Genomic DNA, 17,178 nt, shown 5'->3' on the forward strand with positions numbered 1-17,178 from the left:
ATCTTAATAAAGACAACCGCTTATTGAGATTAACTCTACGATCTTGTTTAAAATAAGCACAATAACTTAAGAGGTTACTAAAATAATGAAAATACCGTTAAAAAAATTTACACCCCAGCCCCTGCGGCGCCAGATGATGATTCTTTTAATTATCATGGCGGTTACCATGGCTGGAATTATGATATTCAGTATTTTTTCTTATTACAAACTGCAGTATCAGTCCTTAAAGACCAATCAGGATGAGAAAGTGAACCAGGTGCTTCACGAAGTCCAGTACAACTACACCTATTTTTCAAAACTTACAACCAGCCTTGCTTATAATGAGCTGGTACAGAGCTATCTTATTGAGAACAAGGAAGAATCTAAGTTTGACTATGTACAGCGGGTTTCTAATCTGCTGATCAACACCCAGAATCAGGAACCATCCATCATTGATATTGCGGTGATTGGTGACAATGGTAATTTCAGCAATGTGGCCGGGGATTCTTCTATTACTAGTAAGCTTTTACAGGAACTTCCCAGTGATCAGCATGATGTGATTTTCTTTGACCGGCAAAATTACTTTATTCACTCTTTAAATACAGTATGTATTGTTGCAGGGCGGCTGATCTATCCCCTGGACTTAAGCAATGCCACTCCCTGTGGGGCAGTTTTTGTGGCAATAGAGCCCTCCCGCTTTCTTGGAGGCTCTTACTCTCTGGACAGTGCCGATCAAAAAATGATTTTCCTGGATCAGAGCAAAAATCTGCTTTTAGGCGATGAAGAGATTTACCAGGCATTTCTATCTAAAAAATCCGGGGATTTAGTTTTTACTTATTCCAATACGGAATATACCTTTGAGACTCATGCAATACCCGAAACCGGATATGAATTAATATCCATCATTCCAAAGGGTGCTCTGATTCAGAAACTGATCCGGACTGTGGGAAGCCAGTATTTTCTCACCCTGGTTATTTTTATTGCAGTCTGCTCGTTTTTAATTTACTTTATCTCCCGGTTTTTCAACACAATCTCGGAATTAACCGGGATCATGAATAAGATTACTTCCGGAAACAGGCGGGCGTTGAAAGAACGTATCCACCTGGATGAACAGTCATATGTCTGCCTGGAAGCCGCCGCCATTGGAAATGCATTTAACCAGATGCTGGATGAGGTAGATACCTTAAACCGTGATATTTTTAATACCTGTACGAAAATGTATGAAACGGAGATCTATGCAAAGAAAACGGAACTAGCTTTTTTAAGAAGCCAGATCAACCCACATTTTTTGTACAATACCCTGGCTCTGATCTGCGGTATGTCAACCGAGGGACGGTCTGATGACATTATTAACATTTCCCAGGCTCTGGCGCAGATTCTCCGCTACAGCATTAAAGGAAATGAGTTTGTTACTTTTCGGGAAGAGCTGGAGATAGTCAAATCATATCTGATGATACAGTCTACCCGTTTTGAGGGACGTTTTACGATTGCGTACAGTATATCGGAAGAAATTATGGATGCCTGTATTCCCAAGATGATCTTACAGCCTCTGGTGGAAAACTCCATTGTCCACGGTCTGGAAAAACTGCTGGAACCGGGACATTTACAGATAGGTGGCGTACATGACGCTTCCAATGACACTCTTGTTATCTGGGTATACGATACCGGGGAAGGCATTTCCAGCGAACGGCTGTGCCAGATCCGGGACAATCTGAACCACCCGAAGACGATTCCCACTTCTATGGAAGAATCCCTTTCCATGGCTGCCTCCGGGGAGGATTCGGACAGCCTTGGGCTTTTAAATGTAAACAGCCGCATCCGTCTGTATTATGGCGAACCCTACCATTTAATTATTGAGTCAAAAGAACATATCGAAACAAATATTCAGATTCGGATTCCATTTCAGCAGCAAAGAAAGGAGGAGTAACCATCATGTACAGAGCAGTCATTATTGATGATGAAAAATGGGTGATCAAAAGTCTGCGGGCGCTACTGCTTAACCAGGATTACTTTGAAATTATCGGGGAAGCGTATAACGGCGTAACGGGGCTTTCGTTAATTCTGGACCAGCGGCCTGACCTGGCATTTGTAGACATTAAAATGCCGGGCCTTGGCGGTCTGGAACTGCTGCAGGCAGCAAATCTGGAAAAAGTGGATACTGTTTTTACCATCATAAGCGGACACGCAGAGTTTGCCTATGTGCAAAAAGCGATGACTCAAAATGCAATCGGCTATTGCCTGAAGCCGTTTTCCCCTACGGAAATTCAGGACAGCATTCTGCGCGCATATGAGAAAGTAGAGTTTCTGCATTCTATGGAAAAGAAAAAGAAAGAACAAAAAGAAGAAAATCTCAATCAATTTCCGGTGAAAAACCGGATTGTCAGATGTATGCTGTCCTATATTCACCAGCACTACAGCGAATGTATATCCATCCAGCAGATTGCGGAGCAGTGCAGCGTCAACCCCAATTATGCCAGCCAGTTATTTAACCAGGAAATGAACAAGACCTTTAGCTGTTATCTCACCGAACTTCGCATAGAACATGCGGTGAAATTACTTCAGGATACGGATCTCCCGGTTTCTGAGATTGCTTTAACAACTGGTTACCGGGATTACTTTTACTTTGCAAAAGTTTTTAAAAAGACCATGGGAATCACGCCAACTGCCTACCGGAACAGGGAGGATTGAGGTATGAAAATAAAAATTGTGATGTTAGCTGTACTGGCGGTTCTCCTATGCCTGCTCTGGGGCTGCCGGGAAGACGGACCGGCAGAAACTGAAAAGAGGCTGCCCGAGTCCCTTCAGAATGCCGATTTAAGCCAGCACCTGGAAATCAGCATTGGATTCTGGAATATTCAGGCTATGGAAAACAGCAAGGACAAAGACGGGGTCTGGCGTTATCTGGAAGATTTGTTTAATATATCGATTCAGCCTGTTAACCTGAACTGGTCCGATTATAATGAGCGCTATCTGGTTATGGGAGTGTCGGATTCCCTCCCCGATATCTTTGCCGCAACTACAATAACGGGCACCTCTGAAAATAACGCGCTATCCCTGACCGATATGATCTCACGCAAAATGCTCACACCTCTGCCCGATGACCTCTCTGCCTATCCCGAGGTAAAAAAGACGGTTGACTCCCTGCAGCATTTTTTAGAGCAGAAGGACGGTAAAATATACACATTTCCCAGGACTTCATTTGGAGATATGGATTTATCATCCTCCGATGCAGGACTGCTGGTGCGCAAAGACTGGTTGAATAATCTGGGCTTAGAGGAACCCGAAAGTCTGGATGAGTTTATTGATATGACGGTTGCCTTTGCCACACAGGATCCGGACGGAAATGGTGCAGATGATACCCTGGGATATAACGTTGGGAATCGCACCGCGCTTGGAAAGTGGCTGATTCTGGGTATTGCACCGGAATGTAATGTATACACCTGGGTAAAAAAAGACGGAAAGTTTCTTCCCTCTTACCTTTTGCCGGAATTCGAAGATGTAGTAAAAGCCTATCGGAAATTGTATGTAAGCGGGGGCCTTGACCCGGAGTTTTATTTGAAGAAGACGGTAGATTCTGTCTACGATTTTGCCCGAGGGAAGCTTGGAGCGCTGGAATATAAGACTTCTCCGGCAGCCCTTTCTGAGATCAAAGCTTACTGGAACCACTATCACGATGAAACGGAACCCTTTGAAGATGCGGTGAGCATTTTAAATATTTTCCCATGTGCAGACGGGAAGCGGTACAGTAACAGCAGCTCTCCTTTCTGGTCGGAATCTTTGTTTTCTTCCCATGTTGATGAGGAGAAAATGGAACGGATCTTATATCTGTATGAATACCTGCTGTCCGAGGAAGGCTGGTATCTCACCCGGTTTGGCATAGAAGGGGAGGATTATGATTTAAAGAACGGGGAATACACCTGTCTTCTGGATACTTCCAGTGAAAATGTATCCGAGCTGCTGCTCAAAAAATACCCCTCTTTAAACTTATTTACCAGTCTGGCATCCTGGGGCGGATCCGATGATGATTTTGTATCCAGTGAGCAAAATAACAAACGGTATGGCAGAAAGATTATGGAGATGTCCAACGGCGCACTGCACTGGAATCAGGAAAATACCACCATGGTGGAACGGCCATATGACTTTTTACAAATGTCCAAAGAAGAGTCTGATATTTTTTCTACTTCAACTATGATTGATGAATTCACCAAAGTCATTATTGGGGAAGAGGATCCTGTGGATATGTGGCATGAGGTTATCAGACGGTGGGAAAATGACGGCATACAAACCTACATTGATGATTTAAATAAACAGGCAGAAATGCTGAATATAAAATAAAGGAGATTATGATGACAGGAGTAATATTAACATCTGCCCCGGATGACTGGGCAATTATACAAAAGACCGGGGATTCTGGTACCATTACACTAAAAGGGCATTATTCTGTACCGGAAGCCGCCCTGAACGTGGGTGTGAAATACGCCGTTCCGGTAGTGCGCATTATGCAGGAGGAGAATAACTATCCGGTAATTCCATGGACACCTGCGGACTTTTTATTGGAAGACGACGAACGCTTTACCGGCACTTTTGAAATAACCCTTTCTCTGCCAAAGGGCGGATTATACCGGATTGAAACCGGAGTGGATTCCGCCAGCACCGATGGGACTTATACCTGGATGTTCCGCGGTGACGTGAGATTCCACATCGGTGTTGGAAATCTGTTTCTCGTAGCGGGGCAGTCAAATGCTGCTGGGTTTGGTCAGGATTGGGGCGGTGACCCACCGGCTTTAGGCGTTCATGTACTGCGCAACAATAACCGCTGGGCACTGGCCGCCCACCCTTTAAACGAATCTACCGATGCTGATGATGATAATGCAAACACAGAACTTCGGGTGTCGGGAACTTCACCATGGATCGCATTTGGCAGGCACTTTCAGCAGATTTCGGGCTGCCCGGTGGGGTTAATTGTCTGTGCAAAGGGCGGCTCTCCCATTGACCTGTGGGACAAAAACGGAACCGGGTCACTCTATTGGAATATGATGCGGAAAGTCAAAAATCTTACCCCGGGCAGCGGAACTGCAGCCCCAGCCGGCATTTTATGGTACCAGGGATGTGCGGATACCCTCTCCGGAAATTTTGAAGTCTATGAGGAGAAATATCATACGCTTATCTCCAATGTAAGAGCCGATCTCGGGTATGAAATACCGTTTTTTACTTTTCAGCTGAACCGGGAAATAGACTCCCCTTATGAGGAAGGTTGGGCGGTAATCCGGGAAATCCAGCGCCGGACTGCGCTTTCCATGCCAAATGTATATGTACTCCCAACATTAAACTGCTCTCTGTCCGATAACGTACACAATTCTTCTGTTTCCAATACACTTTTAGGCGAACGGATGGCAAAACTGTGCGGTCATGTGCTTTGCAGTGCCCCGGCTTTTCTGGCACCGGATATACACAGTGCGGAACTGATTCAGGCTGACCAGATACTGCTGCGGTTCCTGGGCGTGGTAAAGAACTTATTTCTTTACAGCCATAATGCTGCTGAATGCGGCTTTTATATAGAAGACTGCCTGGGGGAAGTTCCACCTTATAGCATAATTCCGGCACCTGGCATTCCAAATGGACTGCTGCTTACCCTGGACCGGGAAATTCGGGGGAAGGCTTTTGTTTCCTTCTGCCATAAACCCGTGCCAAGTTTTATTCCACCCGTAGATGGGGTTACGTATCTTCCTGTGCTTTCTTTTTATCAATTTTCTGTGGAAACACACAGGATTGTATAAAACCGGTTTTGTATAAAGAGCTATTTATTTAATGTGAGATGTATATGCTATGAGTCTTATATACTGTGACTTTTATTTACGGAGAGTCTTAAATACAGAGATTTTTATTTACGACGATCTTACATACAGGATATTTATTTACGGCAATCTTATATTCAGTGTCAATTTTAACGGCAAATATGAAATAAAATGAAAATTGGAGGTATCAATATGTCATCAGAATTAAATTGGAAACCCTATGAACGCCAGGCACCAAAGTGGTTCCGGGATGCTAAATTTGGACTTTTTTTCCATTGGGGACCATACAGTGTTCCGGCTTTTGAGAATGAATGGTATTCCAGGAATATGTACGGAAAGGGTCTCTCCCAGAATGTCCATCATGAAAAAACCTATGGGTCTCTTCACGATTTCGGATATAAAGATTTTTATCCGATGTTTACCGGAGAAAAGTTTGATCCGGAAGAATGGGCAGACCTGGTTGTAGCTTCGGGAGCAAAATATGCGGGACCCGTTACGGAACACGCTGATAATTTTTCCATGTGGAACAGTCAGGTCAATCCGGTAAACGCTGTTCATTACGGACCGAAACGAGATATTACCGGAGAGTGTGTCGATGCTTTCCGTAAAAGGAACATCAAAATACTGAGCACCTTTCACCATCAATGGCTTTGGGGATGGTTTATGTCTTCCGATGCAGAAGCGGATGTCTATAACCCCGACAATCAGCGGTATTACTGGGATGCTCTGCCACTGGAGACAAACCGTTATCACCCTTACCGCATGCCTGATGAGAAGTTTAATCAAATGTGGCTGGATAAGGTAAACGAAGTCGTAGATCTCTATCAGCCTGACCTGATCTATTTTGACAGCCGCTCTTTTATTATCGATGAAGCATACCGCTATAAGATGGTGCGCCATTACTATAATACTTGCAGCAGCAAAGATATAGCCATATCTTATAAGCAGGAAGATTTCCCGGCTGATATTGGAATCTATGATATTGAATGCGGGCGTTTTTCCCAGGCGAAAAACTTTCCTTGGCAGACAGATGACAGACTGGAAGATAACATAACCTGGTGCATGGTACAAAATCCTAAGTATAAGTCTGCCTGCAGCATCATCCATCAGCTTTGTGACATCACGGCAAAAAACGGAAACTTATTGTTAAATGTAGGACCAAATGCAGATGGCTCCTTTCATCCTGATGCCGTGAGTATACTCCATGAAATTGGTGACTGGCTGAAAGTTAACGGAGAGGCTATCTATAATACCCGCCCCTGGCTGACAGCAGCAGAAGGTCCCACCACTGTAGCGGACGAAAATTATGACATTGATAAAATCAATCACCAGGTGGAAGATGGGCTTGCATCCGATATCAGGAATCACATTTTTACCTCCGAAGACTTTCGCTTTACCCAGAATGATTCCTCAGTTTATGCCATTACCTTTGGGTGGCCGGATAACCGTAAGCTCTATATTAAGGCACTGAAAAAATGCAGTCCAAGAGCAGTGACAAAGGTGCAACTGCTGGGAACGGATTTCGGACTTGACTTTATTCAAACAAATGATTTTCTGGAAGTAACCCTTCCGGATCAGCCACCCTGTAAATTTGCATATGCCTTAAAGATTTTATTTTAACACGGAAAATGTATCATGAAATTAATTCCTGTACACTTGTATTAATTCCTGCACACTTGTATTGATTCCTGCACCCTGATAATAATTCCTGTATCAACATCTTTCTTAATTCCCCGATTATTGTACTTCATTCTAAAATGTCATATAATAAAATTTAGCTATTTAAAATAAAAACAGAACAGGAGTGAGTATCATGTTATATGACCAGTACAAGAAACGAGAAACGTTTAAAGATTCCTTTGATACACCGCTTTTCGGAACATTAGAGGCAGATTCTCCCATACCGAAAAATGTAATCGGTGATCACCCTCTGGAACCGGCACTTGCTTACCAGCTGATTAAAGATGAACTGATGAACGAAGGCAACGCAAGATTGAATCTGGCTACGTTCTGCCAGACTTACATGGAAGAAGAAGCCGTTAAACTTATGTCCGAAACCCTTGAGAAGAATGCCATTGACAAGACAGAGTATCCTCAGACTGCGGAAATCGAACACCGCTGCATTAATATGATCTCTCATCTGTGGAACTCTCCTGATGAAGCCGATACCATCGGCACCTCCACCGTAGGTTCCTCTGAGGCATGTATGCTGGCAGGTATGGCAATGAAATTCCGCTGGCGAAAAAGAGCCGCTGAATTTGGCCTTGATCTCTCTAAAAAACCAAATCTTGTAATTTCCTCCGGGTATCAGGTTTGCTGGGAGAAATTCTGTGTATACTGGGATATTAAGCTGCGGGAGGTACCAATGAGTGCCGGCTGTATGTGCATAGATCCGGATACGGTACTTCAATATGTGGATGAATATACCATCGGCATAGTCGGTATCCTGGGCATTACTTATACCGGAAAATTTGACGACATGCAGGCAATCGACCGGAAACTGGAAGCTTATAATGCCTCAACCAGACATAAAGTCTATATTCATGTAGACGCTGCATCCGGTGGTCTTTTTGTACCTTTTGTAAATCCGGATCTGCCCTGGGATTTTCGATTAAAAAACGTTATCTCCATCAACTGTTCCGGCCACAAATATGGACTGGTATATCCCGGAATCGGATGGGTTCTCTGGAAACGCAAAGAGTATCTCCCTGAGGAGTTAATTTTTGAAGTAGATTACCTGGGGGGCAAGATGCCCACAATCGCCCTGAACTTTTCCAGGTCCGCCAGCCAGATTATTGGACAATACTACAATTTTATCCGTCTGGGAAAGGAGGGATACCGGAGAATCCAGCAAAAGACTCAGGATGTAGCGCACTACCTGGCTGATAAATTAAGAGAAACCGGCATCTTCCATATCTACCACGACGGAAGTGACCTTCCGGTTGTCTGCTATACTCTGAAAGAGGATAAAAACCGTGAGTGGACACTTTATGACTTATCCGACCGCCTGCTCATGCGGGGATGGCAGGTTCCCACCTATCCTCTGCCTAAGAATCTGGAGAACGTTATTATCCAGCGGATTGTGTGCCGTGCTGATTTAAACTATGATATGGCAGAACTGCTGATTCGCGATCTGAAAGAAGGCATACAGGAATTAGACAAAGCTGCTGTCCTTGTTCATGGCAAAAAAACAGAACCGAAAGTCTATGGATTTACCCATTAAACCAATCAGAGCGGCTGCATATAATATTTGCAGCCGCCCTTTTCACATTTACGGCAGCTTCTTCCCTGCCGCCATATACAATTCATACCATTCTTCTCTTGTAAGTGTAAGATCCGATGCTTTGCAAATATCCGCCACTCTCTGTTTATTCGTACTTCCCACAATCGCCTGTATTTTGGCTGGATGGCGCAGAATCCAGGCAATTGCTATCGCATTATTTGTCACCTGGTATTTTTCAGCCATCCGGTCAATCTTCTCATTCAAAAGGGGGAATTTTTCATTGTTTAAGAAAACGCCTTCAAACATTCCATATTGAAACGGCGACCATGCCTGAATGGTGATGTCTTTTAATCTGCAGTATTCCAGTACACCACCGTCACGGTTTGTTCCTGCATCGTTATGGATATTTACATTAATCCCTGCATCTACGATTCCGCAGTGCGCAATGCTAAACTGCAGCTGGTTGATCAGTATTTTTTGATTGCAGTATTTATTCAATAGTTCCATTTGATATGGGTTTTCATTACTTACCCCAAAATAGCGGACCTTTCCTGACTTCTCCAGCTCCTCAAATGCCCCGGCAACTTCCTCCGGCTCCATTAAGGTATCCGGACGGTGAAGCAGCAGAATATCGATATAATCTGTTTTCAGCCTCTTCAGGCTGCCTTCCACCGAACTGATTATATGTTCTTTGGAGAAATCAAAGCAGCACCCCGGACGAATTGCACATTTTGTCTGAATCAGCATTTTGTTCCGCAGCCCAGGCTCTGTCACGTCACCAAATAATTCCTCGGCTCCTCCTCCTGCATATATATCCGCATGATCAAAAAAATTTATTCCCTGATCCATTGCGGTGTCAATCAATTCCCTGACAGCTTCCTTTGTCTTCAATTCTTTGATTCTCATACATCCAAGTCCGATTTCCGGTACCTGGATTTTCCCATTTCCGATGCTGATACTTTTCATATTAATACCTATGTGTATTACAGATTAGCCTGCAATACTGCCACTTTGAAACTGGTTGAAAGAATCATGCTGTGGCTTCCTTTCTATTTTATTATTTTCTTTCAACTTATACTTTACTTTTTATATATTTTTATGTTTTATATTGATGTTGAACTGCCATAGGACTGATGTATATATATTGCAATTGCTTTTTAGATAACAATCTAATACACTTATATTTATTAAACTATTAGTTAAAAATACACTTGTAATATGCTTAAAAATATGTTAGTCTAAGAGCAATCGCCCACAAGGTGGGTTGACCTTATTTAGAGTAAGAAAAACCACCCATCTACTCGGTCAAAAGTTTCAGGGTGGTTTTTCTATGCCCATTAGTGACAGATCATATAAATGAACGTCAGTAATCCTATTATCATTATATTGATAATTGCTGCATCACCCATAGTGAACGGTAATTTTTAATTTCACTACTTATTATATTTATCCTAATTACTATTGTAATACCAATCATTATATGATATATTAAAAATATAAAGAGCAACCGCCCACAAGGTGGGTTGACCTTATTGAATTGGATAGAAAAACCACCCATCTACTCGGTCAAAAGTTTCAGGGTGGTTTTTCTATGCCCATTAGTGACAGATCATATAAATGAACGTCAGTAATCCTATTAAAAACATTCCAAAAGACATCAAATCCTTAAAATCGAAATGTTTCATAGACATCACCTCCATTCTATGTAAAATGAAGGTCAACATCACCCCGTAACACGATTGCTCTTATAAAAAAAGTATATCACACTGACCACATATTGACAATATCCACATAAACTATTTTTTATAAATTTTACAGTTTAAAATGTATGTATTATATTGTATGTAACACAAAAAACACCAACATCATTCCTCATTATTCTACCATCAAAAATTTTTCCGATACTCACTTGGCGTCATATGCGTGAACCGCTCAAAACATCTGCTGTATGTCAGCGTACTTTTAAATCCCACAGACTTTGCGATTGCATTTATGGAGAGTTTCGAATAGGTCAGCAGTTCTTTTGATTTATTCACCCGGTACTCGTTTACGTACTGATGTATGGTCATTCCCATATGATCTTTAAACAGCTTGCAAAAGTAATATTTTGAAAAGCTTACCTCGTTGCAAATCGTATCTACATCCAGATCATTTTTATAGTTATTTGCTATGTACTTCAGTGAGAGGTTGACTACGGTCTCCTGCACCGGAGTTATTTTTTTAGTTTCTAAAATGCTGTTGGATATCTTATATAGTTCAAAAAAAATATTATGTATAATTAAGCTTGCCTGCATATCGTCTAAAACTTCTTTTTTAAAGGTTATCTGATGCATTTCTAAAAACAGATCCAGGATACTGCTCAGTCTGTCGGTGGGAATAATACTGGACTTATTTCTTACCAGATTGTAATATAATTTTGCATGTGTACCCCGGATTATCATATAGAAATATTCCCAGTTGTTACTTGCACGGGTGAATGTCAGCGGCGTATTGCAGGAAGAGATTACTACATTATCCTGGTAAATGTACTGGGTACTTTGATTTTTGGTAAATCGGACAACTCCGGAAACGGAGTATAGTAAAATATAATCATAATAGTTATTTGCATTTCCAAGAACAAACTTTTTTTCATTGCAGAAACCACATTCTTTTACATAGAATGGTAGGCTTTCCGTCTGGTGGGAAATTTGATTTGTTCTTTTTGAGTATTGTTCCGGTAAATTTCTTTTAGGTAATATCACAATGAAGTCCCTCCATATAAAAACAGTATTGTTAACTTTTTTTGTCATGTCTTAACATTCATTTAAAAACTATATAATAAATCCACCCATTTTTCTAAAATAATAGTAAGATAGCCCAAAATAGCAATTTTTGATATCAGAAAAACAATTTTTGATATTGAAAAAGAGAAAAAACGGGGTAGTATATGCTTATCACAACACACAGTACCACAAAAATTTAATAAGGGAAAGGGGAATAATGATGAATGATTTTATCTTAGAGTTGAAAGACGTTGTAAAAACCTTCGGCGGAGTAACAGCATTAAATGGTGTTCACTTTCAACTTAAGAGAGGTGAGATACATGCTCTTATGGGCGAGAATGGCGCCGGCAAATCTACATTTATTAAAGTTATAACAGGCGTACATCAACCGGACAGCGGCATTATGTTGCTGGAGGGTGAAAAAATTACCTTAAGATCCACAGCGGATTCAGCCAAACTTGGGATTGCTGCTATTTACCAGCATGTCACTGCATTTCCTGATTTATCCGTTACAGAAAATATTTTTATGGGGCAGGAGATTAAAAATAAAGTTGGTCTGTATAACTGGAAGCTGATGACCCAGCGGGCAAAAGAACTGATACAGCCCCTCAGCAATGAAATTGATGTAAGTAAACCCATGGGTGCTCTTAGTGTAGCCAGACAGCAGCTGGTAGAAATAGCAAAAGCACTGTCCAGAGATGCACGCATACTGATTATGGATGAACCCACTGCATCGTTAACCAGAACAGAGTGTGAACAATTGTACCAGATTGCAGAACGCCTGAGAGATGAAGGTGTCTCAATTATCTTTATTACACATAAGTTTGAAGATATGTACCGGCTGGCAAGCAGGGTTACGGTCTTCCGGGACTCCAGGTACATAGGCAGCTGGGATGTGGACAAGATCTCCAATCAGAAACTGATTGCTGAAATGGTGGGGCGGGAATTAAGCCAGATGTATCCTACAAAAACTTCAAAAATTGGAGACGTAGTTCTGGAAGTAGAAGATATCTCAAAAGAGGGTTACTTCAAAAATGTATCTTTTCAGGTGAAAAAAGGAGAGATACTGGCACTGACAGGTCTTGTTGGTGCAGGACGCACCGAAGTCTGCCAGAACATTTTCGGAATTATGAAACCGGACTCCGGTACCATAAAACTGGAGGGAAAAGAGGTTAAAATCAAAACTCCCATTGATGCTTTGCAGTATGGGATCGGACTTCTTCCGGAAGACCGGCAGATACAGGGGCTGGTCAACGAACTTCCCATTTACCAAAATGTATCCTCTGCCGTCATAAGCAGATTTACAAAGGGACTTTTCCTTCAGGAAGATGAAGAAATAAAAAATGCAATTGCTCTTTGCCAAAAAATACAGCTGAAAGCAAAAGATATCAGTGCACCTCCCTCATCTCTATCTGGCGGAAACCAGCAAAAAGTAGTTTTTGCAAAGTTACTGAGCTGTGATTTAAAGGTTTTAATCCTGGATGAGCCTACGAAAGGAATTGATGTTGGCGCCAAGTATTCTATTTATGAAATTATGAACGAGCTGGCATCAAATGGGTACGCCATCATCATGGTTTCATCGGAAATGCCGGAAGTACTGGGCATGGCTGACCGAATCGTTGTCATGAAATCGGGACGTGTCACCGGGCAATTTGAGTCCGGCAAAACCACTCAGGAAATGATTTTAGAAGCTTCTTTAAAACACAAAGACGGAAAGGGGGAGTAAGTAATGAAGTCGGATAGAAATAGATTTTCAGAAAAAATTACAGGCAACCGGAACTTTGGGCTTTTAGTTGGCTTTGCAGTTCTTTTGATCGTAGCTGCATTTATCACGCCTTCCATGTACTCCTTAACTTCAATTATGAATATGCTTCGCAACAATGCGGTATATGCGCTGCTTGCAGTAGGCATGATGATGGTCATTATCACAGGAGGCATCGATTTATCTGTGGCATCTACCTTGAGCCTGGCAGGGGTAATCTGTTCCTCTCTAATGAACAGCCACCAGAATATACCGGGATTCGTATGGGTGATACTGGGTATTGCAGTGGGTGTACTGTGCGGCGCTTTTAATGGTTTTATTGTAGGTTACCTGAAAATGGTTCCTATGATCGCCACTCTTGGAACAATGTATATTTTCCGGGGTCTGGCATTTTTATGCAGCGGAGGAAACTGGTGGTTCCCTCACCAATTCACAGAAAATTATGTGACATTTGCATCCGGGCAGTTTCTGGGCATTTACAATATTTTATGGTTTGTACTTGTGATCTTTGTACTTGCCGGTATTTTTCTTGGCTATTCTTCTTACGGCAGACGCATTTATGCCATTGGAACAAACCGGGAATCCGCCAAAGTAGCCGGTATTAAGGAAGCACGTGTTACCTTTATGGCATTTACAATCTGCGGCGCACTTGCAGGACTTTCCGGGATGCTTTATACCGCAAATTATTCCATTTGTTATTATGGTATGGGCGAAGGTTATGAAATGCAGGCAATCGCTATCTGTATCCTTGGGGGAGTCAGCATTACCGGTGGACGGGGTAAGATAGATGGCGTAATAATAGGCTTTTTAATGATGAGCGTCATTACTTATTTTATCAGTTTACTCCCAGGACTCAGTGTGTGGCAAGATGCCATCCAGGGTGCAATTATAATTATTGCGGTAGCAATTAATTTATTTACACTGCGCTCCTCTGAAAAACGAATCTTAAAGGAAAGGGGTGCTTTAATCTAATGAACGGAGAAATGAAGACACCTGCCAGGGATCTGGCAGTAAAGGAAAAATTTAAACTAACCAGGTTTTTAGTTAAATGGGAAATGATACTGGTCTATATCTTACTTGCAATCAACCTGGTACTTATGGCAACCAGACCGGGACTCTACTTTTCCGCCGGCACCATTCAGTCTATTATACAATCCGGTATGGATCTGTCTCCCCTTGTATTGGGCATGATCTTTGTGCTTATGCTCGGTGATATCGATGTATCGGTTGCAGCAACTATGATTGTTGCCTCTATGGTTACCGGACTGAGCATGGATGCCGGTATCCCCATGATTTTATGTGTATTGTTTGGAATTGCAGCCGGAGGCGTTTGCGGTGCATTTAACGGATTTCTCATCGCTTACATAAAAATGCCTGCAGTAATTTTAACCATATCCACCTCCATGCTGTTTCGGGGAATTGTAAAAATTATACTGGATGTAAATGTTCTAAAGCATTTCCCCAAATTTTATACGGACATTGCCTGGCTGAATATTGCAGGAATTCCGGTTGCACTCTTATTGTTTTTACTGATGGCTTTCCTGTTTATCCTGGTTCTCCACCGCTCGTCCTTTGGGCGGAAGTTATATATTATCGGAAATAATGCCACGGTAGCCACCTATTCCGGCATCAGTGTGGAACATACCAAAATGGTGGTTTTTGTATTAATGGGGATGATGGCTGGCATTGCCTCCATCTTCTTTGTAGGCCGCATGGGCGGCGGTGTAAGTTCCACTATGGGAACCGGATATGAACTGGATGCCATTGCGATCTGTGTGCTTGGCGGTGTCTCCACAAACGGCGGGAAAGGTAAAGTATACGGACCTGTAATCGGTACCCTGATCATGGCTTTTCTCATTTATACCCTGGGCTTAATGGGTGTGGATGCCAACTCCCGTAAAATATTGACCGGTTTTATCCTGATCATCGCCGTTCTCATACCTAATGTAAACAAACAGCTGATTGAAAATGTGAAACTGATGGTACTCTATTCCAATAATAAAAATATTGAAGCGGTAAACTTAAAATCACAGGAAGAAGTAAAGACCATGAAAATCTTGATTGCCCAGATAAAAAAAGACGAAAAGCTCAGTGAAACAGAAAGGGCAGCAAAAATAAATAAGTATGAAGAAAAAATCGGGGCAGTTCAGGCAAAGTGCAAAGAAACATCGGCATCCCTTAGATCAGAACTAAAAGAAGATTCCAAAAAAGCAAAACAGCGTTTTAACATTTAAGGATATTAGTGTGTTATAAACAATAACGAGACAGTCTGTCCTGGTATTGCTTATATAAATAGGGCATTTGACCCTCGCGGCAGTCGCCAAATGGACGCGCCAGCGTGTTCGTATGGCTCGTTGCTCGCGGAAATAAAAAAAAATTGGAGGATAACAACATGAAAAAGGTAAGAAGATTTTTAGCACTTGGACTTTGCGTATCAATGGTATTTGGTTCATTGGCAGGATGCAGTTCCACAAAACCAACAACTACCGGTTCGGAAGGGGGCGGCACAGCCGAGACACAGGCTGTCAAAGCAGACGGAAATACTTCCGGCGGCTCCTCAGATTCTCTGGAAGGCTCTCACGTATTTATGTTCAAAAGCACCGGTAACTCTTTTGGTGATCTGATGTTTGAAGGTTTTGACGAATACATGAAGGGTGAGGGACAGAAGGCCGTTTATAAGAGTCCGGCTGAAACAACGGTAGCCGCTCAGGTTCAACTGCTGGATGAACTGATTACGCAAAAAGTTGCTTCTATTACTATCTCGACAAATGGTGATACCGGTTACGATGAAGTATTTAAAAAGGCAAAAGAAGCCGGAATTCCCATCACATCAATTGATTCTGAAGCAAATCCGGAATACCGGGTAACACATATTAACCAGGCTGAAGTTCAGGATATCGGTTCTAACCTGGTTCAGGCAGGCGTATTGATTACACTTGGCGTGGATTATCCGGAAGACGGTGATATGAAAGCTGCGGTAACAAAAGCGCTTGGAGACTACTCCGGAGACGAAATTAAACTTGGGGTTCTCTCCGCATCGATTGACACCCCGGTACAGAACAGCTGGATCGCAGCTATGGAAACAGAATTGGCAGATCCTGTATATGGCGGTAAAGTAAGCCCGGACTTAGACAAGAAATACGGAAATGATGACCTGACCGAATCCACAACACAGGCACAGGCATTTATTGCAGAAAATAAAGTAGACTGCATTATTTCCCCGACAACCGTAGGTATCGCAGCAGCAGGGCAATCATTAAAATCAGCCAACAGTGAAATCAAGTTAACCGGTCTTGGTCTTCCATCCGAGATGCAGTCCTTTATGCCAACAAAAGCAGACGAAGATGCCTTTGCATACGTTTGCCCCTACATGATGCTCTGGGATGTTATTCATCTGGGCGCTGTAGCTGCAGCTTCTACTTTAGCTACCCTGGACAAATCCTTTGATGGAAAAGTGGGCTCTTCCTTCACTATGAAAGCATTCCGTGATTATCCGGAAGAAAAGTACGAAGCATACCAGAGCGGTGACGGAACAGCGGTGCTAGCAGGGCAGCCTTACATTTTCTACAAAGGAAATATGTCTGAATGGATTTCTAAATTATAACTTAAAAAATATCAGCAAATGTTATTATGGAAATAGAAGGAGGCAGATTATGA

Annotated in this window: 12 protein-coding genes; 10 read left to right on the top strand and 2 right to left on the bottom strand. The window is 42.3% G+C overall.

What is annotated here, in order from left to right; genetic code table 11:
* The first annotated feature begins 85 nt into the window (after positions 1 to 85).
* From ACH2DQ_RS28100 to ACH2DQ_RS28125, 6 genes are all read left to right on the top strand, one after another.
* Positions 86 to 1,906, top strand: a complete 1,821-nt coding sequence (locus ACH2DQ_RS28100; RefSeq protein WP_394915510.1) for a sensor histidine kinase — start codon at positions 86 to 88, stop codon at positions 1,904 to 1,906.
* 5 nt (positions 1,907 to 1,911) lie between these two features.
* Positions 1,912 to 2,667 carry a helix-turn-helix domain-containing protein gene (locus ACH2DQ_RS28105; RefSeq protein ID WP_394915509.1) on the top strand — a complete coding sequence of 252 codons (756 nt, stop codon included), beginning with the start codon at positions 1,912 to 1,914 and terminating at the stop codon, positions 2,665 to 2,667.
* Positions 2,668 to 2,670: 3 nt separating this feature from the next.
* Entirely contained in the window at positions 2,671 to 4,314 is a 1,644-nt protein-coding gene (locus ACH2DQ_RS28110) for a hypothetical protein (protein WP_394915508.1), read from the top strand.
* Positions 4,315 to 4,322: 8 nt separating this feature from the next.
* On the top strand, positions 4,323 to 5,756 hold the full coding sequence (locus ACH2DQ_RS28115; RefSeq protein ID WP_395028739.1) for a sialate O-acetylesterase: 1,434 nt from the start codon (positions 4,323 to 4,325) through the stop codon (positions 5,754 to 5,756).
* A 210-nt stretch (positions 5,757 to 5,966) separates the two neighbouring features.
* Positions 5,967 to 7,394: an alpha-L-fucosidase gene (locus ACH2DQ_RS28120; RefSeq protein ID WP_394915506.1), complete on the top strand. Its 1,428-nt coding sequence runs from the start codon at positions 5,967 to 5,969 to the stop codon at positions 7,392 to 7,394.
* Positions 7,395 to 7,587: 193 nt separating this feature from the next.
* Complete coding sequence (locus tag ACH2DQ_RS28125) at positions 7,588 to 8,997, top strand: glutamate decarboxylase (RefSeq protein WP_395028740.1); 1,410 nt, start codon at positions 7,588 to 7,590, stop codon at positions 8,995 to 8,997.
* A 48-nt stretch (positions 8,998 to 9,045) separates the two neighbouring features.
* Here the strand turns inward: ACH2DQ_RS28125 and ACH2DQ_RS28130 are convergent, their stop codons facing one another.
* A complete protein-coding gene (locus tag ACH2DQ_RS28130; RefSeq protein ID WP_394915504.1) occupies positions 9,046 to 9,963 on the bottom strand; it encodes an aldo/keto reductase family oxidoreductase in 918 nt (305 codons plus the stop codon).
* 920 nt (positions 9,964 to 10,883) lie between these two features.
* Positions 10,884 to 11,738, bottom strand: a complete 855-nt coding sequence (locus ACH2DQ_RS28135; RefSeq protein ID WP_394915503.1) for a helix-turn-helix domain-containing protein — start codon at positions 11,736 to 11,738, stop codon at positions 10,884 to 10,886.
* Positions 11,739 to 11,979: 241 nt separating this feature from the next.
* Between ACH2DQ_RS28135 and ACH2DQ_RS28140 the strand changes: the two genes are divergently transcribed.
* From ACH2DQ_RS28140 to ACH2DQ_RS28155, 4 genes are all read left to right on the top strand, one after another.
* On the top strand, positions 11,980 to 13,485 hold the full coding sequence (locus ACH2DQ_RS28140) for a sugar ABC transporter ATP-binding protein (RefSeq protein ID WP_394915502.1): 1,506 nt from the start codon (positions 11,980 to 11,982) through the stop codon (positions 13,483 to 13,485).
* Between the two features lie 3 nt (positions 13,486 to 13,488).
* Complete coding sequence (locus tag ACH2DQ_RS28145; RefSeq protein ID WP_394915501.1) at positions 13,489 to 14,493, top strand: ABC transporter permease; 1,005 nt, start codon at positions 13,489 to 13,491, stop codon at positions 14,491 to 14,493.
* The gene (locus ACH2DQ_RS28150; protein ID WP_395028741.1) at positions 14,493 to 15,755 is read left to right on the top strand and encodes an ABC transporter permease; all 1,263 of its coding nucleotides are present in this window, start codon (positions 14,493 to 14,495) and stop codon (positions 15,753 to 15,755) included. Before ACH2DQ_RS28145 ends, ACH2DQ_RS28150 begins: the two co-directional genes overlap by 1 nt.
* A gap of 158 nt (positions 15,756 to 15,913) precedes the next feature.
* On the top strand, positions 15,914 to 17,125 hold the full coding sequence (locus ACH2DQ_RS28155; RefSeq protein WP_394915499.1) for a substrate-binding domain-containing protein: 1,212 nt from the start codon (positions 15,914 to 15,916) through the stop codon (positions 17,123 to 17,125).
* Positions 17,126 to 17,178 lie beyond the last annotated feature (53 nt).

It is taken from the genome of Robinsoniella sp. (assembly GCF_034124845.1).

Coding starts and splice junctions, on each gene's coding strand:
- ACH2DQ_RS28100 (WP_394915510.1), top strand. CDS start 86: ATGAAAATACCGTTAAAAAAATTTACACCCCAGCCCCTGCGGCGCCAG.
- ACH2DQ_RS28105 (WP_394915509.1), top strand. CDS start 1,912: ATGTACAGAGCAGTCATTATTGATGATGAAAAATGGGTGATCAAAAGT.
- ACH2DQ_RS28110 (WP_394915508.1), top strand. CDS start 2,671: ATGAAAATAAAAATTGTGATGTTAGCTGTACTGGCGGTTCTCCTATGC.
- ACH2DQ_RS28115 (WP_395028739.1), top strand. CDS start 4,323: ATGATGACAGGAGTAATATTAACATCTGCCCCGGATGACTGGGCAATT.
- ACH2DQ_RS28120 (WP_394915506.1), top strand. CDS start 5,967: ATGTCATCAGAATTAAATTGGAAACCCTATGAACGCCAGGCACCAAAG.
- ACH2DQ_RS28125 (WP_395028740.1), top strand. CDS start 7,588: ATGTTATATGACCAGTACAAGAAACGAGAAACGTTTAAAGATTCCTTT.
- ACH2DQ_RS28130 (WP_394915504.1), bottom strand. CDS start 9,963: ATGAAAAGTATCAGCATCGGAAATGGGAAAATCCAGGTACCGGAAATC.
- ACH2DQ_RS28140 (WP_394915502.1), top strand. CDS start 11,980: ATGAATGATTTTATCTTAGAGTTGAAAGACGTTGTAAAAACCTTCGGC.
- ACH2DQ_RS28145 (WP_394915501.1), top strand. CDS start 13,489: ATGAAGTCGGATAGAAATAGATTTTCAGAAAAAATTACAGGCAACCGG.
- ACH2DQ_RS28150 (WP_395028741.1), top strand. CDS start 14,493: ATGAACGGAGAAATGAAGACACCTGCCAGGGATCTGGCAGTAAAGGAA.
- ACH2DQ_RS28155 (WP_394915499.1), top strand. CDS start 15,914: ATGAAAAAGGTAAGAAGATTTTTAGCACTTGGACTTTGCGTATCAATG.